Annotated in this window: 30 protein-coding genes; 1 reads left to right on the plus strand and 29 read right to left on the minus strand. The window is 62.8% G+C overall.

The genetic code is table 11. The features are described 5' to 3' along the window. Positions 1–78: 78 nt before the first annotated feature. The gene (locus tag AC1VV3_RS06000; protein ID WP_132263785.1) at positions 79–711 is read left to right on the plus strand and encodes a trimeric intracellular cation channel family protein; all 633 of its coding nucleotides are present in this window, start codon (positions 79–81) and stop codon (positions 709–711) included. Positions 712–738: 27 nt separating this feature from the next. Here AC1VV3_RS06000 and AC1VV3_RS06005 read toward each other — a convergent pair whose 3' ends face one another. The 29 genes from AC1VV3_RS06005 to rplC all read right to left on the minus strand — a co-directional run bounded on the left by AC1VV3_RS06005 (position 739) and on the right by rplC (position 19,851). Then, the gene (locus AC1VV3_RS06005) at positions 739–1,077 is read right to left on the minus strand and encodes a hypothetical protein (RefSeq protein ID WP_431566687.1); all 339 of its coding nucleotides are present in this window, start codon (positions 1,075–1,077) and stop codon (positions 739–741) included. Positions 1,078–1,240: 163 nt separating this feature from the next. Then, complete coding sequence (locus AC1VV3_RS06010) at positions 1,241–3,364, minus strand: prolyl oligopeptidase family serine peptidase (protein ID WP_482962036.1); 2,124 nt, start codon at positions 3,362–3,364, stop codon at positions 1,241–1,243. Positions 3,365–3,524: 160 nt separating this feature from the next. Beyond that, positions 3,525–3,947 (minus strand): 50S ribosomal protein L17, encoded by a 423-nt coding sequence (rplQ, locus tag AC1VV3_RS06015; protein ID WP_132263790.1) that lies wholly within the window; start codon positions 3,945–3,947, stop codon positions 3,525–3,527. Positions 3,948–4,166: 219 nt separating this feature from the next. Further along, a complete protein-coding gene (locus tag AC1VV3_RS06020; protein WP_134095333.1) occupies positions 4,167–5,234 on the minus strand; it encodes a DNA-directed RNA polymerase subunit alpha in 1,068 nt (355 codons plus the stop codon). A gap of 105 nt (positions 5,235–5,339) precedes the next feature. Continuing rightward, the gene (gene rpsK / locus AC1VV3_RS06025) at positions 5,340–5,729 is read right to left on the minus strand and encodes a 30S ribosomal protein S11 (RefSeq protein WP_132263794.1); all 390 of its coding nucleotides are present in this window, start codon (positions 5,727–5,729) and stop codon (positions 5,340–5,342) included. Between the two features lie 66 nt (positions 5,730–5,795). Next, complete coding sequence (gene rpsM, locus AC1VV3_RS06030; protein ID WP_132263796.1) at positions 5,796–6,164, minus strand: 30S ribosomal protein S13; 369 nt, start codon at positions 6,162–6,164, stop codon at positions 5,796–5,798. Between the two features lie 461 nt (positions 6,165–6,625). Next, positions 6,626–7,273, minus strand: coding sequence for an adenylate kinase (locus tag AC1VV3_RS06035; RefSeq protein WP_431566685.1), 648 nt, complete (start codon positions 7,271–7,273; stop codon positions 6,626–6,628). 32 nt (positions 7,274–7,305) lie between these two features. Then, complete coding sequence (gene secY / locus AC1VV3_RS06040; RefSeq protein ID WP_132263799.1) at positions 7,306–8,673, minus strand: preprotein translocase subunit SecY; 1,368 nt, start codon at positions 8,671–8,673, stop codon at positions 7,306–7,308. Between the two features lie 248 nt (positions 8,674–8,921). Further along, entirely contained in the window at positions 8,922–9,401 is a 480-nt protein-coding gene (gene rplO, locus AC1VV3_RS06045) for a 50S ribosomal protein L15 (protein ID WP_314464550.1), read from the minus strand. 99 nt (positions 9,402–9,500) lie between these two features. Further along, a complete protein-coding gene (locus AC1VV3_RS06050) occupies positions 9,501–11,042 on the minus strand; it encodes a hypothetical protein (RefSeq protein WP_482962037.1) in 1,542 nt (513 codons plus the stop codon). Positions 11,043–11,079: 37 nt separating this feature from the next. Continuing rightward, a complete protein-coding gene (rpmD, locus tag AC1VV3_RS06055) occupies positions 11,080–11,256 on the minus strand; it encodes a 50S ribosomal protein L30 (protein WP_132263804.1) in 177 nt (58 codons plus the stop codon). Positions 11,257–11,261: 5 nt separating this feature from the next. Further along, positions 11,262–11,972, minus strand: a complete 711-nt coding sequence (gene rpsE, locus AC1VV3_RS06060) for a 30S ribosomal protein S5 (RefSeq protein ID WP_132263806.1) — start codon at positions 11,970–11,972, stop codon at positions 11,262–11,264. 2 nt (positions 11,973–11,974) lie between these two features. Continuing rightward, positions 11,975–12,313: a 50S ribosomal protein L18 gene (gene rplR, locus AC1VV3_RS06065; RefSeq protein ID WP_086490045.1), complete on the minus strand. Its 339-nt coding sequence runs from the start codon at positions 12,311–12,313 to the stop codon at positions 11,975–11,977. After that, complete coding sequence (gene rplF, locus AC1VV3_RS06070) at positions 12,313–12,846, minus strand: 50S ribosomal protein L6 (protein WP_132263808.1); 534 nt, start codon at positions 12,844–12,846, stop codon at positions 12,313–12,315. The genes rplR and rplF overlap by 1 nt, the downstream gene beginning before the upstream one ends. Further along, positions 12,846–13,241, minus strand: coding sequence for a 30S ribosomal protein S8 (gene rpsH / locus AC1VV3_RS06075; RefSeq protein WP_132263809.1), 396 nt, complete (start codon positions 13,239–13,241; stop codon positions 12,846–12,848). The genes rplF and rpsH overlap by 1 nt, the downstream gene beginning before the upstream one ends. A gap of 12 nt (positions 13,242–13,253) precedes the next feature. Then, a complete protein-coding gene (gene rpsN / locus AC1VV3_RS06080) occupies positions 13,254–13,559 on the minus strand; it encodes a 30S ribosomal protein S14 (protein WP_132263811.1) in 306 nt (101 codons plus the stop codon). A 29-nt stretch (positions 13,560–13,588) separates the two neighbouring features. After that, positions 13,589–14,170 (minus strand): 50S ribosomal protein L5, encoded by a 582-nt coding sequence (gene rplE / locus AC1VV3_RS06085; RefSeq protein WP_021233434.1) that lies wholly within the window; start codon positions 14,168–14,170, stop codon positions 13,589–13,591. Then, on the minus strand, positions 14,163–14,480 hold the full coding sequence (gene rplX, locus AC1VV3_RS06090; protein ID WP_054440323.1) for a 50S ribosomal protein L24: 318 nt from the start codon (positions 14,478–14,480) through the stop codon (positions 14,163–14,165). The genes rplE and rplX overlap by 8 nt, the downstream gene beginning before the upstream one ends. Next, complete coding sequence (gene rplN / locus AC1VV3_RS06095) at positions 14,480–14,848, minus strand: 50S ribosomal protein L14 (protein WP_054440322.1); 369 nt, start codon at positions 14,846–14,848, stop codon at positions 14,480–14,482. The genes rplX and rplN overlap by 1 nt, the downstream gene beginning before the upstream one ends. 161 nt (positions 14,849–15,009) lie before the next feature. Beyond that, positions 15,010–15,279, minus strand: a complete 270-nt coding sequence (gene rpsQ / locus AC1VV3_RS06100; protein WP_021233437.1) for a 30S ribosomal protein S17 — start codon at positions 15,277–15,279, stop codon at positions 15,010–15,012. A gap of 12 nt (positions 15,280–15,291) precedes the next feature. After that, the gene (gene rpmC, locus AC1VV3_RS06105) at positions 15,292–15,492 is read right to left on the minus strand and encodes a 50S ribosomal protein L29 (RefSeq protein ID WP_132263813.1); all 201 of its coding nucleotides are present in this window, start codon (positions 15,490–15,492) and stop codon (positions 15,292–15,294) included. A gap of 12 nt (positions 15,493–15,504) precedes the next feature. Beyond that, entirely contained in the window at positions 15,505–15,939 is a 435-nt protein-coding gene (gene rplP, locus AC1VV3_RS06110; protein WP_021233439.1) for a 50S ribosomal protein L16, read from the minus strand. A 5-nt stretch (positions 15,940–15,944) separates the two neighbouring features. After that, positions 15,945–16,655, minus strand: coding sequence for a 30S ribosomal protein S3 (gene rpsC / locus AC1VV3_RS06115; protein ID WP_132263815.1), 711 nt, complete (start codon positions 16,653–16,655; stop codon positions 15,945–15,947). A gap of 3 nt (positions 16,656–16,658) precedes the next feature. Next, a complete protein-coding gene (gene rplV / locus AC1VV3_RS06120) occupies positions 16,659–17,036 on the minus strand; it encodes a 50S ribosomal protein L22 (protein WP_132263817.1) in 378 nt (125 codons plus the stop codon). Further along, positions 17,036–17,314, minus strand: a complete 279-nt coding sequence (gene rpsS / locus AC1VV3_RS06125) for a 30S ribosomal protein S19 (protein WP_054440312.1) — start codon at positions 17,312–17,314, stop codon at positions 17,036–17,038. Before rpsS ends, rplV begins: the two co-directional genes overlap by 1 nt. A gap of 6 nt (positions 17,315–17,320) precedes the next feature. After that, positions 17,321–18,157 (minus strand): 50S ribosomal protein L2, encoded by an 837-nt coding sequence (rplB, locus tag AC1VV3_RS06130; protein ID WP_132263819.1) that lies wholly within the window; start codon positions 18,155–18,157, stop codon positions 17,321–17,323. Positions 18,158–18,162: 5 nt separating this feature from the next. Then, positions 18,163–18,474, minus strand: a complete 312-nt coding sequence (locus AC1VV3_RS06135; RefSeq protein ID WP_313435402.1) for a 50S ribosomal protein L23 — start codon at positions 18,472–18,474, stop codon at positions 18,163–18,165. Then, positions 18,467–19,093 (minus strand): 50S ribosomal protein L4, encoded by a 627-nt coding sequence (rplD, locus tag AC1VV3_RS06140; RefSeq protein ID WP_313435404.1) that lies wholly within the window; start codon positions 19,091–19,093, stop codon positions 18,467–18,469. The genes AC1VV3_RS06135 and rplD overlap by 8 nt, the downstream gene beginning before the upstream one ends. Before the next feature lie 2 nt (positions 19,094–19,095). Next, positions 19,096–19,851 (minus strand): 50S ribosomal protein L3, encoded by a 756-nt coding sequence (gene rplC / locus AC1VV3_RS06145; RefSeq protein ID WP_132263823.1) that lies wholly within the window; start codon positions 19,849–19,851, stop codon positions 19,096–19,098. Between the last annotated feature and the right edge of the window lie 275 nt (positions 19,852–20,126).

Below are 20,126 nucleotides of genomic sequence, written 5' to 3' on the forward strand. Positions count from 1 at the left end.
AGCGGTCAAACGATAGCGGGACCCGACCGGCAACAGCTTTCGCTCCCGTTTTTCCAGAGGCACGGCTATGAACCGGCGATGCCGACGATCATTCCGCCCGATGCCCCTGCCTTGCCTGCTGCTTTCGACATTCTGGGCATCGCGGTTTTCGCGCTGACCGGAGCGCTTTCCGCGGCGCAGATGCGGCAGACTTTCGTCACGGTCGCATTTTTCGCGCTGATGACCGGCGTCGGCGGGGGCACCTTGCGCGACCTTCTGATCGGCGCGCCGGTCTTCTGGGTGCGCGATCCTTTCGTGGTCCCGGTGTGCCTCGCCGTGGCGATCCTTGCCTGGTTCACACCAGTGCGGTGGTGGCAGGGTCGCTTGCTGGAGTGGGCAGACGCGATGGGCCTGGCGGTCTATTCCGGATTCGGCACGATCAAGGCCATGGCCTGGGGCGTACCGCCGGTGCCGGCCATGGTGATGGGCGTCGTCACCGGCTGCGTCGGCGGGATCGTGCGCGACGTCGTGGCGGGACAGCCTTCGATCCTGATGCGGCCGGAGCTTTATGTGACGGCAGGTGCACTTGCAGCAGCCGTCGCGGCGACCGGACTGGCCCTGGGCTTTGCGCCCGTGCTCACCTGGGCTATCGCCGCAAGCGCCGGCTTTGCCCTGCGCGGCGCCGCGATACATTGGTCGCTCGGCCTCCCTGCGCACGAGGGGGCGGACTGAGCGGCAGGCAAGGCCGCGTCCGGACCGCTAAAGTCCGGGAACGTCGTCGAAGTCCAGATCCACGATCCTTCCGCGAACGATCTCGCATTCGAATGAGCCGCGCGCAGGAGCATTGTCGCGCCAGGCCGGTCCGCCCCCGCCTACGCGGACCCACCCTTCGATCTCATAACCTTCCGGCTTTCGCTCGACGCTCTTGAGCCCGATGACGTCGACACCGGTGAATTTCGCTGTCTTCGCCGCGTCCTCGGCGGCGGCCACGCACTTGTGGGCCGCCTGCCGCGAACTGACGCCATAAGCATCGGGCTTGTTGTCCAGCCTGGGATCCGCCGCGAAGCGATCGGTCTGAGCCAGTACCGGAGCCGCCATCACGGCTCCTGCAAGAAGTGCGCAGCGAGACAATGTCCCGAAAAGGTTCGGCATGGTTCGTCGCTCCCTTGCGGTCGGCCGCCCAAGCGGCCCGCGAACCATGCCATAGTCCGGCTTTCAGCGCCGAACGCAACCCACTCTCATGCCCGCTTGGCGCGGGACCTCACTTCGGAACCGACAGCCCGGTCCACTGCGCCACGAAAGACAGCACATCCGCACTCTCCTCGATCACCTTGTCCGTAGGCTTGCCCGAACCGTGCCCAGCGCGCGTCTCGATACGAATGAGGTGCGGCTTGTCGCCCAGCGGCGCCGCCTGGAGGGCCGCCGCATATTTGAAGGAATGCCCCGGCACCACGCGATCATCCGTATCGGCCGTGGTGACCAGAATGGCAGGATAATCCGTGCCCGCCTTGATATTGTGGTACGGCGAATACGCGCGCAGCACGCGGAAGTCCGCCTCACGGTCAGTATAGCCGTAATCGTCGACCCAATAGCGCCCGGCCGTGAACCGGTCGAAGCGAAGCATATCCATCACCCCGACTTGCGGCACGCCGGCAGCAAACAGGTCGGGCCGCTGGTTCAGTACCGCACCGACCAATAGGCCGCCGTTCGATCCGCCCTGAATCGCCAATCCATCCTTGGCGGCGATGCCCTCTGCCTTGAGGTACTCTCCCGCAGCGATGAAATCGTCGAACACGTTCTGCTTGTTGGCCCGGCGCCCGGCATCATGCCAGGCGCGTCCGTACTCGCCGCCACCGCGCAAATTCGCCATCGCGAAGGCGCCGCCGGCCTGCACCCAGGCCATACGGCTTGCCGAGAAGCCCGGCGTCAGCGAAATATCAAACCCGCCATAGCCGTAGAGCAGCGTCGGTACCGGCTTGCCTGCCTGCGCTACGTCCTTGCGGCGTACCAGGAACATCGGCACACGCGTGCCATCCTTCGAGACGTAGAACCGCTGCTCGACCGCGATTTGCGCGGGATCGAAGTCCATCGCCGGTTCCGCGAAGGGCTCAGAAGCGCCGGTATCGAGATTCATGCGGAAGATCGACGCGGGACGGTTGAAGCTGGTGAACGAGTAGAACGTCTCTGGATCGCCCGGTTTACCTCGGAAGCCGGAAGCGGTGCCGATGCCGTTGAGAGCAAGCGCCCTGCCCGGCTTGCCGTCCAACCCGACGATCTCCGCATGGCTGGCGGCATCGCGCATATAGTTGAGAACCAGCTGGCGGCCGACGATACCGGCCTTTTCGAGGATATCCTCACGTTCGGCCACGACTTGCGTGAACACAGGATCGCTCGCGGCCAGATCGATGCTGACAAGGCGGTAGCGCGGAGCACTTTCGTTGGTCACGAACCAGAGCTTCTGCCCGGCCCCTTCCACAAGCCGCCAGTCATCCTTGAAGCCGGTGACGATCGAGCGAGCGTGCCATCCGGTCTTGCCGCGCTTAGAAAGATCGACCACCCGCACGTCGTAGCGGGAATCCGTGCCGATGTGCGACGTGATGACCGCCAGGCGGCCATCCTGCGTAACCTCGGCGGTATGGCCGTAGTCAGGATGCTCGGGTGTGGAGTAGACAAGCTCGTCCGCGGCCTGGGGCGTGCCCAGACGGTGGTAGTAGACGCCCTGGTTGTAGTTTCGGCTCTGGAATGCCCCGTTATCCTCCGGTGCGGGGAAACGGGAATAGAGGAAGCCTTCCTCCCCGATCCAAGCCAGCGCGCTGAATTTCACCCAGCGCAGCTCATCTTCAAGGACTTTGCCGCTGGCGGTGTCCATCACATGGAGAATGCGCCAGTCGCTGCCACCGTCCTGTACGCTGTACAGCAGATAGCGGCCCTGCTGCGACGGCTCCCAGGCGTCCAGCGCGGTCGCGCCATCCTTGGCCCAGGCATTGGGATCGAGCAGAAGCCGCGCCTTGCCGTGCAGGCCGTCGCGCACGAAAAGCTGCGACTGGTTCTGCAAGCCGGTGTTGCGCGTATAGAAATACCGGGTGCCAGCCTTCGTCGGCAGCCCGAAGCGCTCGAAGTTCATGAGCGCACTGATGCGCTGCTTGAACCACGCTCGCTGCGGCAGAGTCTCCAGGTAATTCTCGGTGTAGTGCGATTCGCGATCCACCCAGTCGGCCACTTTGGCGTCGTGGCGGACGTCCGCCTCCAGCCATCGATAGGGATCCGCGATCTTTTCCCCGAACAGGGTTTCGACCACATCGTCTCGGCGCGTTTCTGGATAGTTCATCGTGGCCACCGTGTGCGCCGAAACCGGCATGGCTGCAAGCAGCAGGCTGAAAGTCATGGCACAAGCCGTCGCAATATGAGCCCCGCCGAGCCCGCCCTTCCAAGGCATTCCATTCCCCTGATTTCAAAAAACAAAAAGCGGCCGCGAGCCTAGCACTCGCGACCGCTCTTGCAATGTCTGGTCCGCCTCCTTGTGGAAAGCGGGCCTTCAGAAGCTATCAGGCTTCTGCGTATTCTTCGGTTTCAGCAGCAACCGGACCCGAATCCTGGCCCTTGGCTTCCACGTCGCGATCAACCAGTTCGATGATCGCGATCGGAGCGGCGTCCGATGCGCGGATGCCGGCCTTGATGATGCGGGTGTAACCGCCTTCACGGTTCTTGTAGCGCTCTGCGAGCACTTCGAAGAGCTTGGCTTCCTGCGTTTCGTCGAGAAGGCGCGCGTGCGCGAGACGACGGTTCGAAAGGCCGCCATGCTTCGCCAGCGTGATCAGCTTCTCGATGTAGGGACGCAGTTCCTTCGCCTTGGGCGTGGTGGTCTTGATCTGCTCGTGCTTGATGAGCGCGGCGGCCATGTTGCGCAGCAGCGCAGTACGGTGGCCGGACTTGCGCTGCAGCTTGCGGCCGCCCATTTTGTGACGCATGATTTCTTCTCCGTTCGTCAGGCAGCCGTCTCAGGTACTGCCTGCCGGGCGATGTGGTGCGGCCACCGCCCAAAACCGGCTCACGTATCGTGAAGCGCTGCCCTCAAGACGATCTGACTTAAAGAGTCAAGCGCGAAGGGCGGAATTCCGCCCTCATTAAAAGAAGAAGGGCTCCGCATCGCTGCGAAGCCCTTCTTCTTTGCATATCGGAAAGACCGATCAGCCGAGCAGTTCCTGCTCGAGCTTCTTGGCCATTTCTTCGATGTTCTCAGGCGGCCAGCCTGGGATGTCCATGCCGAGGCGCAGACCCATCGAGGAAAGAACTTCCTTGATCTCGTTGAGCGACTTGCGGCCGAAGTTCGGCGTGCGCAGCATCTCGGCTTCGGTCTTCTGGACCAGATCGCCGATGTAGATGATGTTGTCGTTCTTGAGGCAGTTGGCCGAACGCACCGACAGCTCCAGTTCGTCGACCTTCTTGAGAAGGTAACGGTTGAGCTGGTTGGTGTCGCTCTCTTCCGAAGCAGCAGCGCCGCCAGCAGCCATGCCGATCATCGGCGACTGGCCAACCGGAGCGATGTCCTCGAAGTGGACGAACAGTGCCAGCTGGTCCTGGAGAATGCGCGCGGCATAAGCCACGGCATCTTCAGGGGTGACGGTGCCGTCGGTTTCGACCGCAAGGCTCAGCTTGTCGTAGTCGAGTTCCTGACCGATACGGGCATTGTCGACCTTGTAGCTGACCTGACGGACCGGCGAGTAGAGCGAGTCGACCGGGATAAGACCGATCGGCGCGTCGACAGGACGGTTCGACACGGCGGGGACGTAGCCCTTGCCGGTGTCGGCGGTGAGTTCCATGTTCAGGACCGCACCCTCGTCGAGGTGGCAGATCACGAGGTCCTTGTTCATGACCTCGATATCGCCCGAAACGGCGATGTCGCCCGCCTTCACTTCACCCGGGCCAGTGGCCGAGAGCTGAAGACGCTTCGGGCCTTCGCCCTGCATCTTGAGAGCGATCTGCTTGACGTTCAGGACGATGTCCGTGACGTCCTCGCGCACACCGGCAAGCGACGAGAATTCGTGCAGCACGTTCTCGATCTTGATCGAGGTAATCGCGGCGCCCTGCAGCGAGGAGAGCAGCACGCGACGCAGCGCGTTGCCGAGCGTCAGGCCAAAACCGCGCTCGAGAGGTTCGGCGACGAAAGTCGCCTTCAGCTTGGGGTCGGGTCCCGGCTTGATCTCAAGGCTGTTCGGCTTCTTGAGTTCCTGCCAGTTCTTGATGTTGACAGTCATGGACTTCCCCTGGGAGTGATGGCGGTTACGCCCCGAAGCCTGGTGGAAAGGCTCGGGACGTTCCGAAGCCGGACAGCGACCGGTTCGCCGTCCGGATTAGCTCGATCAGACGCGGCGACGCTTGGAAGGACGCACACCGTTGTGCGGGATCGGCGTCACATCGCGGATCGAGGTAATGGTGAAGCCGACCGCCTGGAGGGCGCGCAGGGCGCTCTCACGGCCCGAACCCGGACCCTTGACTTCGACTTCGAGGGTGCGGACGCCGTGCTCGGCGGCCTTCTTGCCGGCATCGTCAGCAGCAACCTGTGCAGCGTACGGGGTCGACTTGCGGCTGCCCTTGAAGCCCATCATGCCGGCCGAGGACCACGAAATCGCGTTGCCCTGGGCGTCGGTGATGGTCACCATGGTGTTGTTGAAGCTGGCATTCACATGCGCAATGCCGCTGGTGATGTTCTTGCGCTCGCGGCGCTTAACGCGCTGAGGTTCGCGTGCCATGTTCGTGTATCCTGTCGAAAAATCGCTGGGGGAAACCGGTTGGGTCGATTGCTCGACCCAATCAGCTTACTTCTTCTTGCCGGCGATCGGCTTGGCCTTGCCCTTGCGGGTGCGCGCATTGGTATGCGTGCGCTGGCCACGAACCGGCAGACCCTTGCGGTGACGCAGGCCACGGTAGCAGGCGAGATCCATCAGGCGCTTGATGTTCATCGCGGTTTCGCGACGAAGATCACCCTCGACCGTGAGGTCGGCGTCGATCGTTTCGCGGATCTGCAGGACTTCGGCGTCCGACAGGTCCTGTACGCGACGGCTGTGATCGATGCCGAGCTTGTCGGCGATCTCGAGAGCCTTGGTACGACCGATACCATGGATGTAGGTGAGCGCGATGATCACGCGCTTGTTGGTGGGGATGTTTACCCCGGCAATACGAGCCACTTAAATCTCCATGCTCCACAGGGAGCGCCCTAGGGACGACCCCTATCTCAACGCTTACTCACCCGAAAGGTGAAATGACAACAGCGCCCGGTCGGCGGCACACTTGGTGCCATCGCCACCCGGACTTGCCGAAACCTTTTGAGTGAAGGGCGCGCATAGAACGATTCGCAAGGGCTGTCAACGCCCGCGAACCTGCTGCCGCTCGATCCCTGTCGCATGTCGGAGCGGGGAGAGTGACTTCGCGATCTGTGTATCGCATCCAAGGGCGATAGTCAAAGAAACGACCGGGTTCCAGGCGGATGCGCCGGCATAGAAGGGCCGGTCGCCGACAGGCCGCCTTTTCCATACTGTCCCTCGGCCGGAAAGACGAAGCCCCGACCCTCTGCGGCTCGCACCGGCAAAGGATCGGGGCTGTCGTCGGATCAGCTCTTGTAGGTCGAGGGGGCGATGCAACCCCTGGATCAGGTCCTCAGCGCGCCCTCAATGGCAGCGGTAACATGATCCATGTCCGCCATGCCATCCACCTTGGCCACGATGCCGCGCGCCTCATAGATAGGCAGGATCGGCGCTGTCTTGGCGCGGTACTCGGCCAGGCGGGTGCGCACGGTTTCTGCATTGTCGTCCGGGCGACGCTTGAATTCCGTCCCTCCGCACTTGTCGCAGACGCAGTCAACCTTGGGCCGCTCGAACGTGTCGTGATAGCCCTTGCCGCAAGTCGCGCAAGTAAAGCGCCCGGTGATCCGCTCGACCAGTGCCTCTTCGTCGACCTCAAGCTCGACCACATGATCGAGCTTGCGGCCACGAGCGGAAAGAATCGCGTCGAGCGATTCCGCCTGCGCGGCAGTACGCGGATAGCCGTCGAAGATCGCGCCGGTATCGGCGCCCATCGCGTCCAGTTCGTCGCCGATCAGCGCCGAAACGATGGCGTCCGAAACCAGCTCGCCGCGTTCCATTACGGCCTTGGCTTCAAGTCCCGTGGGCGTGCCCGCCTTTACGGCGGCGCGCAGCATGTCGCCAGTCGAGAGCTGGCGCATGCCATGCCGTTCGACCAGACGCTGCGCCTGGGTGCCCTTGCCCGCCCCCGGCGGGCCCAACAGGATGATATTCACGCCTTACCCCTCATCTGTCCCTGAATGCGCTATCAGCGCATACGGCCCTTCAGTTTCGCCTTCTTGATCAGATCGCCGTACTGGTGCGCCAGCAGGTGCGACTGAATCTGAGTAATCGTGTCGACGGTGACGTTGACGACGATCAGCAGGCTGGTCCCACCCATGAACAGCAACGGCAGACCGGTCATCGAGAGGAAATACTCGGGAACGGTGCAGACGATGGTCAGGTAGATCGCGCCGATCACGGTCACGCGCGTCAGCACATAATCGAGATAGTTCGCGGTGTTCTTGCCCGGACGGATGCCGGGAATGAAGCCACCGTTCTTTTTCAGGTTCTCGGCCGTTTCCTCGGGATTGAAGACGACGGCGGTGTAGAAGAACGAGAAGAAGATGATGCCCGATGCGTAAAGCAGCATGTAGAGCGGCTTGCCGTGGCCCAGGTACTGGTTGAGCGCGACGACGATCTTGCCCCAGGTCGATTCGGGGTTCAGCGACTTGCCCGCGAACTGGGTGATGGTGAGCGGCAGCAGCAGCAGCGAACTTGCGAAGATCGGCGGGATGACGCCCGCGGTATTGATCTTCAGCGGGAGATGGCTGCGATCCGCCTGCATCATGCCGCGCTGCGTGGCGCGCTTGGGATACTGGATCAGCAGGCGGCGCTGTGCGCGTTCTGCGAAGCAGATCATCAGGATCATCGCCACGATCAGCACGATCAGCGCGATGATCAGGAACGAGCCCGTGTCACCGGCGCTGTAGGCCTGCCCTACGTTGCTCGCGAAAGTCGGCATCTGTGCGACGATACCGGCCATGATGATCAGCGAAACGCCGTTACCGATACCGCGCGAAGTGATCTGTTCACCCAGCCACAGCAGGAACATGGTGCCGCCGACCAGCGAGATGACGGCGCCGACGCGGAACAGAAGGCCCGGATCGACGACGGCCTGCAGGCCGCTCGACGCGCCGTAAGCCTCGAGGCTGACGGCCAGGAACCAGCCCTGGATGGCGCAGAGCAGCACGGCGCCATAGCGGGTGTACTGGTTCAGTTTCTTGCGCCCGGCTTCGCCTTCCTTCTTCAGCGCTACCAGCGCCGGGTGAAGCGAAGCAGCCAACTGCACCACGATCGAGCTGGTGATGTAAGGCATCACGCCGAGCGCGATCAGGCTCATTCGCGAAAGCGAACCGCCCGAGAAAGTGTTGAAGAGGTCGAGAATGCCGCCCTGGGTCTTGCTGTAAAGCTGCGAGAGAATCAGCGGATTGACGCCGGGCAGCGGAACGAAGCTCAGGAAGCGGAAAACGATCAGGGCGCCGATCGTGAACCAGATGCGGTTCTTGAGCTCGGTCGCCTTCGAGAAATTGGCCAGGCTCAGAGTGCTGGCGATATTGTCGGCGCGTGAAGCCATGACGTTTTGTAAAGCCTCGATAGTCGGTTCGGGTCCAGCCTTAGCGACTGCAAGAAGGCTTGTCGAACACCGGTTCTGGTCCGCTCATATAGACATTCGTACCGGGTCTGGAAGCCCTGTCGCCCCGCGCCCCATCGAATCCGCCATGTTCTAAGGCCGATCCAAGTCAAGGCACCCGTTGGAATGAAGAGAGGGCGAAGCGCATGGCGCCCGCCCTCCCTTTATGAGCATATCGCGGTTGCGATGCCTCAGGCCTCAGCGGCTTCCTTGGCAGGAAGGATCACCGAACCACCAGCCTTCTCGACTGCGGCAACAGCGCTCTTCGAAGCACCGGCAACGTTGAACTCGACCTTCTCGGTCAGTTCACCCTTGGCGAGGAGGCGCACGCCGTCCTTGCCGCCACGGGCCAGGCCGGCGGCCTGGAGAACAGCGTGGTCGACGACGCCCGAGATGTCGAGCTTGCCGGCTTCGATCGCCTTCTGGATCATGCCGAGGTTCACTTCAGCGTAGTCCTTGGCGAACTTCTTGTTGCTGAAGCCGCGCTTCGGAAGACGCATGTGAAGCGGCATCTGGCCGCCTTCAAAGCCGTTGATCGAGACGCCCGAACGCGCCTTGGCACCCTTCTGGCCGCGGCCAGCAGTCTTGCCCTTGCCCGAACCGATGCCACGGCCGACGCGGATACGACGATGACGGGCGCCATCGTTGTCGCGGATTTCGTTCAACTTCATAATCTGCACTCGCTTTCGCTTTTGGTCGCGCTAATGGGAAGGCGGCCCCATAGGCGAACCGGCCGGCCTTGTCACCCCTGAATCCGCGATGTCGCGGCTTCAGCTGCCCCGCATGCGAATCACCAGCTTCGCATCGCCCGGCATCGTTCGCCCTTCGGCGTTGCGTGCGGGCTTCCAATGCAGTTGCTCCCGGCCGAGCCGGCAAATGTCGGCGTCGAACGCCGTCGAAACGGTTTTTGGCTCAAAACTGCAAGATTTGATCTTGCCCTTGGAATCGATGGCAAACTTCAACTCGTGCCGCGTCATCGTGTCCTTGTTGAACACGGTACCGTAAGTGTCGCCCAGCTTGGCCAGTTCGGCGTTGAAGGCCGCCTTGTTGCCGTCCGGAAGCGCCGGCTCTTCCGCAAGCGCGTTATATTCCTGCTCCGTTACCAGCGACTTCATCCGAAGAACCAAGGCAGTCCAGGACAGCGCCCGCGCGATCTGCATCGGCGAATCGCGGTCGACCAGGGCCTGGCACTGGGCACCCGACGGACTGGCATGCTGCGACAGCAGGAATCGCGCGGCCGCCTCGCGGCGATAGGCGATGGCCCAGGCGAGCGGAGTCATGCCGAAGAGATCGGGCGAATCGATCGTCGTCAGTCCGTCCAGCGCGTCGCCGGTTGCATCAGCAGTGGGCGCCTCCAGCAGCTTGCGAAGCACAGCGACATTCCCCCGGCGAGCAGCGTCGGCCAGTGTCGGGCTTTCCGACAAGGGCCCGAGGTTCGCATAGCCATAGTCGCGCCCGTTACGCTTCACGACCTTCCTCTCCGCCGTCTTGCCCGAAGCTGCGGCATCCGCGGGCTTTGCACTTGCGCCCTTCTTGTCGGCCTTTACCGGCTTGGAGTCTTTGACGGCCTGGTCCGACTTGCCTTCGCCCTCAACCGCCGGAACCACGCGGCAGACGTCACGATAGGGATAGGCATCATCGGCGATTAGCGTCTCGTTGAAGGTACGTGCGAAATCTCCAAGGGGATCCTCGCCCTCTTCGCCGGCACCCTCGGTGCCCGTGGCGATCGGGATGGGAGCCGGCGTGGGCAGCGCATCATCGCCGAAATAAGTCACGACGCGCGCCATGCGGGGCGAAAGACCGCCGCGAAGCACGCATTGGGCCCCAAACTCAGTCGTGTCGATGCCGTCCAGCGTGACCGCAGCGACAAGACGAAAATCCCCGGACGCGGCCGCCTTGTGCGCTTCTGCAACGGGATCGGCCTGTCCAGTCGCTAGCAACGCCTTCAACGCCTTATCTGCGAGCCGGTCACGCTCGAGCGTCGCCGGATCCGCGAGCGGATCGTTACAGGCCGGTTCGGCAGCCGGGCTTTCCTGCACATAGGTTTCGCCGTTGTCGCTCGGTTCGCTGCCCTCGCATCCGGAAACGGCGAGAGCGGCCAGGCACAAGGATGAGGCCGCGATGGTCCTGCGAAGCAATGTATCCCCCGGGGAAATCCAAATCCCGCCGCGCTTAGCACAAGTCATGGCCGATTGGGGAGCCGGACACGCAGCCACACACAGATTTCGCGCGAGCGCGTCAAGCCTCGCCCTGTGAATGGCCTCACAGCGCCCTGCCCTTCGCCAAAACCAGAAAGGCCCCGGTGTTTCCACCGAGGCCTTTCCGAATATCGTGCCTGAGGCAGGTCGATCAGTCGACCACCGCAACCATGTGCGGCAGCTTTGCGATCGCACCACGGACTTCCGGGGTGTCTTCGCGCTCGACGACCTTGTGCATCTTGCCGAGGCCAAGACCGATGAGGATCTTCTTCTGGCTCTCGGGGCGACGGATCGGCGAACCGATCTGCTTGATCTTGATCTTCGCCATGAGACTTACTCCACGATGGCTTCGGCAGCGGCTTCAGCCTCTGCCTCGGTGGCACCACCGCGACCAAGCAGGTCAGCGACCTTCTTGCCACGACGCTGTGCAACCGACTTCGGCGAAGTCTGGTTGACGAGCGCGTCGAAGGTAGCGCGGATCATGTTGTACGGGTTCGAGGTACCGACCGACTTGGTCACGACGTCGTGGACGCCGAGGCTCTCGAACACGGCGCGCATCGGGCCACCGGCGATGATGCCGGTACCGGCCGGAGCCGAACGCACATTCACCTTGCCGGCGCCGAAGTGGCCCCGACCGTCATGGTGAAGCGTGCGGCCTTCCTTCAGCGCCACGCGGACCATCTTCTTCTTTGCAGAAGCGGTGGCCTTCGTGATTGCCTCGGGAACTTCGCGAGCCTTGGCATGGCCAAAGCCTACGCGGCCCTTGCCGTCACCCACAACGACCAGCGCTGCGAAGCCGAAGCGCTTGCCGCCCTTGACCGTCTTCGAAACGCGGTTGATGTGGACGAGCTTTTCAATCAGCTCTTCGCCCTGCTCTTCCTCGTTCCGGCCACCACGGCGGTCGTCGCGACGGCCACGGCCGCCACGCTCACCGCGTTCGCCACGGCCACGGCCACGGCCACGACCTTCACGAGTCTCCTGCGCGTCGCCACCCTGGGGGTGCTCGGCCGCGATCGGTGCTTCGTTGATGTTTTCGTCAGCCATGATCAGAACTCCAGCCCGCCTTCACGGGCGGCTTCGGCCAGCGCCTTGACGCGGCCATGGAAGAGGAAACCGCCACGATCGAACACAACCGAGGTGATGCCCGCCTTCTTGGCGGCCTCGGCGAGTTCCTTGCCCACGCGGACTGCGGCATCCGTATCGGTGCCCTTGGCGCCAAGCGTGTTGGCTGCAGCCACGGTGTGACCCTGCGCGTCGTCGATGATCTGCGCATAGATGTGACGGCCGGTGCGGTGCACCGACAGACGGGGACGACCACCCGCACGGGCCTTGAGGGCGGTGCGGACGCGCCGGCGACGGCGCTCGAAAAGGGAAAGCTTGGCCATTACTTCTTCTTCCCTTCCTTGCGGAAGATGAATTCGCCGCGGTACTTGATGCCCTTGCCCTTGTAAGGCTCGGGCTTGCGCCAGCGACGGATTTCGGCCGCGAGTTGGCCGACCTTCTGCTTGTCGACGCCAGAGATCTCGACCGTGGTGTTGTCCGGGGTCTTGACCTCGATGCCTTCCGGCACAGCGATGTCAACGTCGTGCGAGTAGCCGAGCTGCAGCTTCAGGTTCTTGCCCTGAGCTGCTGCACGGTAGCCGACGCCCTTGATCTCGAGGACCTTGGAGAAGCCGTTGGTAACGCCTTCCACCAGGTTCGAGACGAGGGTGCGCTGCATGCCCCAGTGGCTGCGGGCAGCCTTGGTCTGGTTGGCGGGCTGAACGGCAATCGAACCGTCCTCGACCGCGTAGGTCACGAGGTCGGACAGACCCATGGTGAGAACGCCCTTGGGCCCCTTCACCGTGAGGACACCGTTATCGATGGCGGCAGTGACCCCGCCAGGGATCACAACCGGCTTCTTGCCGATGCGGCTCATTAGAACACCTCCGCCAGCACTTCGCCGCCGACGTTCTGCGAACGTGCTTCGGCATCCGAGAGCACGCCCTTGGGCGTCGAGACGATGGTGATGCCGAGACCGTTGCGCACGACCGGGAGTTCCTTCGAACCCGAGTAGACGCGGCGGCCAGGCTTGGAGACGCGAGCGATGTGCTTGATGGCGGGCTCGCCTTCGAAGTACTTCAGCTCGATGCGAAGCTGCGGGTGTGCGCCGGTTGCGTCGTCGCTGAAGCCACGGATGTAGCCTTCGCGCTGAAGCACCTCGAGCACACGGGCACGAAGCTTGGAAGCCGGCGAGAGGACGGTGTCCTTCTTTGCCTGCTGTCCGTTGCGGATGCGGGTGAGCATATCACCCAGGGGATCGGTCATAGCCATTGCTTCGTACCCTTACCAGCTCGACTTGGTCACGCCGGGGATCATGCCCTTGTTGGCAAGATCGCGCAGCTCGACGCGGCACAGACCGAACTTGCGGTAGTAACCGCGCGGACGACCGGTGGTCGCACAACGGTTACGAACCCGGGTGGGGTTACCGTTGCGCGGGATCTCGGCCAGCTTCAGGCGGGCGATGAGGCGCTCGGTTTCGTCGAGCGATTCATCATCGGCCACTGCCTTCAGGCGCGCGTACTTGCCTGCATACTTCTTAACGAGCTGCTTGCGGCGCTCGTTCTTGTTCACGGAACTCAGTTTCGCCATGGACTTAAGCTCTCTTCCTCAGCGGCGGCTCACGCCGCTTCCTTCTGTTCCGACTCTTCAGCCGGGAACGGGAAACCGAACAGACGAAGCAGCTCGCGCGCTTCCTCGTCGGTCTTCGCGGTGGTGGTGACGATGATGTCCATGCCACGCACCTTCTCGATCTTGTCGTAGCTGATCTCCGGGAAGATGATCTGCTCCTTGAGACCCATCGCGTAGTTGCCGCGGCCGTCGAACGACTTCGGGTTCAGACCACGGAAGTCGCGAATGCGGGGCATTGCGATGGTGACAAGACGATCGAGAAACTCGTACATGCGCTCACGACGCAGCGTCACCTTGCAGCCGATCGGCATGCCTTCACGCAGCTTGAACTGCGCGATCGACTTGCGGGCCTTGGTAACGACGGGCTTCTGACCGGCGATGGCTTCCATCTCGGCAGCGGCAGTCTGGACCTTCTTCTTGTCCTGGCTGGCCTCGCCGACGCCCATGTTGAGCGTGATCTTCTCGATCTTCGGCACTTCCATCACGTTCTTGTAACCGAACTTCTCGGTCATCGCCTTCGCGATTTCAGCGTCGTACTTCGAGCGCAGACGCGGAGTATACTTCTCAGCCATCGATGGTCTCCCCGGACTTCACGGCCACGCGGACCTTCTTGCCGTCCTTGGTTTCGAAGCGAACGCGTGTCGGCTTGCCGTCCTTGTCGGCAACAGCAATCTTGCTGATAGCCATCGGGGCCGGAATGCGCTCGATGCCGCCCTGCGGGTTCTGCTGGGTCGGCTTGCGGTGACGGGTTGCGACGTTCACGCCTTCAACCACGACCTTGCCGTCCTTCGGGAGAACCTGAAGCACGGTGCCGGTGCGGCCCTTGTCCTTGCCGGACAGGACGACGACGGCGTCACCCTTCTTGATCTTCGAAGCAGCCATTACAGCACCTCCGGAGCGAGCGAGATGATCTTCATGAAGCCCTTGCCGCGCAGCTCGCGAACGACGGGGCCAAAGATACGAGTGCCGATCGGCTCCTCGTTCTTGTTGATGAGCACCGCCGCGTTGCTGTCGAAGCGGATAACGCTACCGTCTGCACGACGGACGTCCTTACGGGTACGCACGATCACCGCACGGTGAACGTCGCCCTTCTTGACGCGAGCGCGGGGCTGCGCCTCCTTCACCGACACCACGATGATGTCGCCGACGCCTGCGAAACGACGCTTGGAGCCACCCAGTACCTTGATGCACTGGACGCGCTTTGCGCCGCTGTTGTCCGCGACGTCGAGATTGGATTGCATCTGGATCATCGATCCGAGTCCTTCTCAACTGGCTTGCCGGAACAAGTCCGGCAGTTCCTAAAAAGACAGGCCCACGAGGGGCCCGAGTCGCCCCGACGGGCGAAGTGCGGCCATTTGCCGCATTCACCCGCGAAGGTCAACACTCTTGTCCGGCCTTGAGGCCGAGGTCCTTAGACCTCGGCTTCGAGTGCCGTACCCTTGCTCGCCTGAAGACGGTCAAGAACCTTCCAGGTCTTGGTCTTCGAGAAGGGCTTCGTCTCCTCGATCCGGACGCGTTCGCCGGTCTTGAAGGCGTTATCTTCGTCGTGAGCGTGGTACTTCTTCGAGCGACGGATGATCTTCCCATAGAGGGGGTGCTTCACCTTGCGCTCGACCAGTACGGTCACGGTCTTGTCGGTCTTGTCGGAAACGACGGTCCCGATCAGAATACGCTTGGGCATCGTGTTTCCTCCTTAGGCCTGCGCCGAACGCTCGGCCTGGAGCGTCTTGATGCGGGCGATGTCACGACGCACCTGCTTGATACGCGCGGGCGCTTCAAGCTGGCTGGTCGCGGCCTGGAACCGCAGGTTGAACTGTTCGCGCTTCAAGTCGGCGAGGTCAGCAGTCAGCTGATCGTCGGTCTTGGCACGAAAGTCTTCGATCTTGTTTGCCATGATTCGACTTCCTTACTCGCCGCCAAGGTGCGAGGTGTCGCCGAGGCGAGCCACGACCTTGGTCTTGATCGGCAGCTTCATCGCAGCGCGGCTGAAAGCCTCGGCTGCGAGCGGGCCAGCGACGCCGTCCAGTTCGAACAGGATACGGCCGGGCTTGACGCGGGCCGCCCAGTATTCGACCGAACCCTTGCCCTTACCCTGACGGACTTCAGCAGGCTTCTTCGAAACCGGCACGTCGGGGAAGACGCGGATCCAGAGACGACCCTGGCGCTTGATGTGACGCGTGATCGCGCGGCGAGCCGCTTCGATCTGGCGGGCGGTGATCCGCTCCGGCTCGAGGGCCTTGAGGCCGTACGAGCCGAAGTTCAGGTCGGTGCCACCCTTGGCATCACCCTTGATCCGGCCCTTGAAGGCCTTGCGGAACTTGGTCTTCTTCGGTTGCAGCATGACTCTTAGTTCCTGCGGTCATCGCGTGCCGGACGCACGCCGGAGGTCTGCGCCTCCATCATCAGGCGGTCCTGCGCCATCGGGTCGTGGCCAAGGATTTCGCCCTTGAAGATCCAGACCTTGATGCCGATGATGCCATAGGCGGTCAGCGCCTCGGCTTCGGCATAGTCGATGTTGGCACGCAGGGTGTGAAGCGGCACGCGGCCTTCACGGTACCATTCGGTACGCGCGATTTCCGCACCGCCAAGACGACCACCACAGGTGATCTTGATGCCTTCGGCGCCAAGACGAAGGGCCGACTGAACGGCGCGCTTCATCGCACGACGGAAGGCAACACGGCGGATCAGCTGATCGGCAATGCCCTGAGCGACGAGCTTCGAATCGATTTCCGGCTTGCGGATTTCGACGATGTTCAGCTTCACTTCGCTCGAAGTCATCTTCGCAAGCTGCTTGCGCAGCTTCTCGATGTCCGCACCCTTCTTGCCGATGATCACACCGGGACGGGCTGCGTAGATCGAGATGCGGCACAGCTTGGCCGGACGCTCGATGACCACCTTCGAAACCGCAGCCTGGGGCACGGTGTCGATGATGAACTTGCGGATCTTGAGGTCTTCCTCAAGCAGCTTGCCGTAGTCCCGGCCTTCCGCAAACCAGCGGCTGTCCCAGGTACGGTTGATCTGCAGACGCAGACCGATCGGATTGCTCTTATGACCCATGGATCAGGCCTCCTCGACTTCGCGAACGACGATCCGCAGGCGCGAAAACGGCTTGAGGATGCGGGTGGACTTGCCGCGACCACGAGCGTGGAAGCGCTTCATGGTGATCGACTTGCCGACCGACGCCTCGGCGACGACCAGAGCGTCGACGTCGAGGTTGTGGTTGTTCTCCGCGTTCGCGATTGCCGAAGCGAGGATCTTGCGAGCGTCCTGAGCCATCGCCTTCTTGGAGAAGGTCAGGATGTTCATCGCGTCCTCAGCCTTGCGGCCACGGATCAGGGCGGCGACGAGATTGAGCTTCTGGGCGGAACCACGGATGGTGGTGCCGACCGCAAGAGCTTCCTTCTCGCCAACGCGGCGGGGTGCTGCCTGCTTGCTCATTAGCGCTTGCCCTTCTTGTCGGCGGCGTGGCCGGGGAACGTGCGCGTAGGCGCGAATTCACCGAGCTTGTGACCGACCATGTCCTCGTTCACCGAAACCGGGATGAACTTGTGACCGTTGTAGACCGAGAAGGTCAGACCAACGAACTGCGGGAGAATGGTGGAGCGACGCGACCAGGTCTTGATCGGACCAGCGCGGTTGCCGGCATCCTGCGCGACCTCGGCCTTCTTGAGAAGGTACAGGTCGACGAAGGGGCCTTTCCAGACGGAACGTGCCATCGTGTCTTACCTCTTCTTCTTGGCGTGGCGCGAACGGATGATCATCTTGTCCGTCTGCTTGTTGTTGCGAGTGCGAGCGCCCTTGGTCGGCTTGCCCCACGGAGTGACCGGGTGACGGCCGCCCGAGGTACGGCCTTCACCACCACCGTGCGGGTGGTCGACCGGGTTCTTGGCAACACCGCGGGTCAGCGGGCGACGGCCCAGCCAACGACCACGACCCGCCTTGGCGAGGGTCTGGTTGGCGTTGTCGGGGTTCGACACGGCGCCAACGGTGCCCATGCAGTCGCCACGCAGGTAGCGCTGCTCACCCGAGTTCAGACGAACGATGACCATGCCGCGGTCACGACCGACGACCTGCACATAGGTGCCTGCCGAACGGGCGATCTGACCGCCCTTGCCGGGCTTCATCTCGACGTTGTGGCAGATCGTGCCGACCGGCATCTGCGACAGAAGCATGGCGTTGCCGGGCTTCACGTCGGTCTTTTCGCCGGCGACAACGACGTCGCCAACGGCGAGACGCTGCGGCGCGATGATGTAGGTCAGTTCACCGTCGGTGTACTTCACGAGCGCGATGAAAGCGGTGCGGTTGGGATCGTATTCGATACGCTCCACGGTCGCTTCCATGTCCCACTTACGACGCTTGAAGTCGATGAAGCGGTACTTCTGCTTGTGACCACCGGCGATGCCACGCGAAGTGACATGACCCTTGTTGTTGCGGCCGCCGGTCTTGCTCTTGCCTTCGGTCAGCGCCTTGAGGGGCTTGCCCTTCCAGAGCGACGACTTGTCGACGAGGACCAGGCCGCGGCGGGCGGGGCTGGTCGGGTTGTACTTCTTAAGTGCCATCGGAATTAACCCCGCGCGCCTTCGGTGATGTCAATCGACTGGCCTTCGGCCAGCGTGACGATCGCCTTCTTCACGTCGCTGCGGCGGTAAGCCTTACCGCGCCAGCGCTTGGTCTTGCCCTTGACGACCAGCGTGTTCACGCCGGTGACCTTGACGTCGAACAGAGCTTCGACGGCGGCCTTGATCTCGGGCTTGGTCGCCTTGTCAGCAACCTTGAAGACGACTGCGTTCTGCTCGGAAAGCAGGGTCGACTTCTCGGTGATGTGGGGCGACAGGATCACGTCGAAGTGACGGATATCCACGTTGCTCTTAGCCATTGAAACGCGCCTCCAGCTTCTCGACCGCGGCGCGCGTCAACACCAGCGTATCATGCTTCAGGATGTCGTAGACATTGGCGCCGACAGCCGGGAGCACGTTGACACCGATGATGTTGCGGGCAGCCAGGGCGAAGCCCTCGTTGACCTGCTCACCGTCCATGACGAGAACCTTCTTGCCGAAGTTCGCCTTGGCGAGCTGGCCGGCAAGCGACTTGGTCTTGGCGTCGGCAACGTCGAGCGAGTCGACGATGACCAGGCCGTTCTGGGCCTTGGCCGAGAGAGCCATCTTCAGACCGAGTGCGCGGATCTTCTTGTTCAGCGAGATGTTGAACTCGCGGCGACGGGCACCGTGAGCCTTACCACCGCCGATGAACACCGGAGCAGCGCGATCGCCGTGACGGGCAGTACCGCCGCCCTTCTGGCGACCGAACTTCTTGCCGGTACGGGCGACTTCCGAGCGCTCGCGGGTCGCGCGGGCGATACCGCGACGGTTTTCGAGCTGCCAGGTGACGACGCGGTGCAGGATGTCCGCGCGCGGCTCGAGGCCGAACACGTCGTCCGAAAGCTCGATGTCGGCGTTGGCGGCCGAACCGTCGATGTTGAGGACCTGAACCTTCATGATTAGCCCTCCTGGCCTTCGGTCGCTTCGGGAGCCGCGGCTTCGGCCGGGGTCACGGCAGCGGCCGTATCATTGGTGTTGCTGGCCGACTTGATGCCGGCGGGGTACGGAGCCTCGGCGTGACGGTCGACCTTGACGGCGTCCGACACGGTGAGCCAGGCGTTCTTCGAACCGGGGACCGAGCCCTTGACGAAGATCAGGCCACGCTCGTCGTCCACGCGGACGACTTCGAGGTTCTGCTGGGTGCGCTGACGGTCGCCCATGTGGCCGGCCATCTTCTTGTTCTTGAACACCTTGCCCGGATCCTGACGGTTACCCGTCGAACCGTGCGCACGGTGCGAGATCGAAACACCGTGGGTGGCGCGCATACCGCCGAAGCCCCAGCGCTTCATGGCGCCCTGGAAGCCCTTACCCTGGGTGTGGCCGCCTACGTCGACCAGCTGACCGGGCACGAAGTGCGAGGCAGCGATCGTGGCACCGACTTCCAGAAGGGCGTCGTCGGCGACGCGGAATTCCGCGACGCGCATCTTCAGGGGAACCTGAGCCTTGGCGAAGTGTTCGCGCTGCGGCTTGGCAACGTTCTTCTGTTTTGCTTCGCCCGCACCGAGCTGAACCGCGACGTAGCCGTCACGATCAGCAGTACGAACCGAAACCACCTGACAGTCTTCAAGTGCCAGGACAGTGACGGGCACGTGGCGACCGTCCTCCTGGAACAGGCGGGTCATCCCGACTTTCTTGGCGATCACGCCTGTACGCATGACCTTTCTCCTTACAGAGGCGTACGCAGGACCATCCCTCGTACGCGTGTCCAACCCTGGTTGTGATACGAACCCCGTCCGGGTCAGGTGTTCCCTGCAAGCCCATCATGGGCCGCGGAAACGAGACGGGGGACGCATTCCCGACGATTCCCGAAGGAAACGGCGGAGGTATCCCTTGTGTCCCCGAACCGCTTGTCCGGGGCGCTGTCTCTGCAGACTGTTGCCTGCAAAGCCGGCCATGGGGGCCGACAAGGTAATTTGGATCCGAGGATCCG

The sequence above is a fragment of the Novosphingobium sp. BL-S-34 genome (assembly GCF_056857015.1).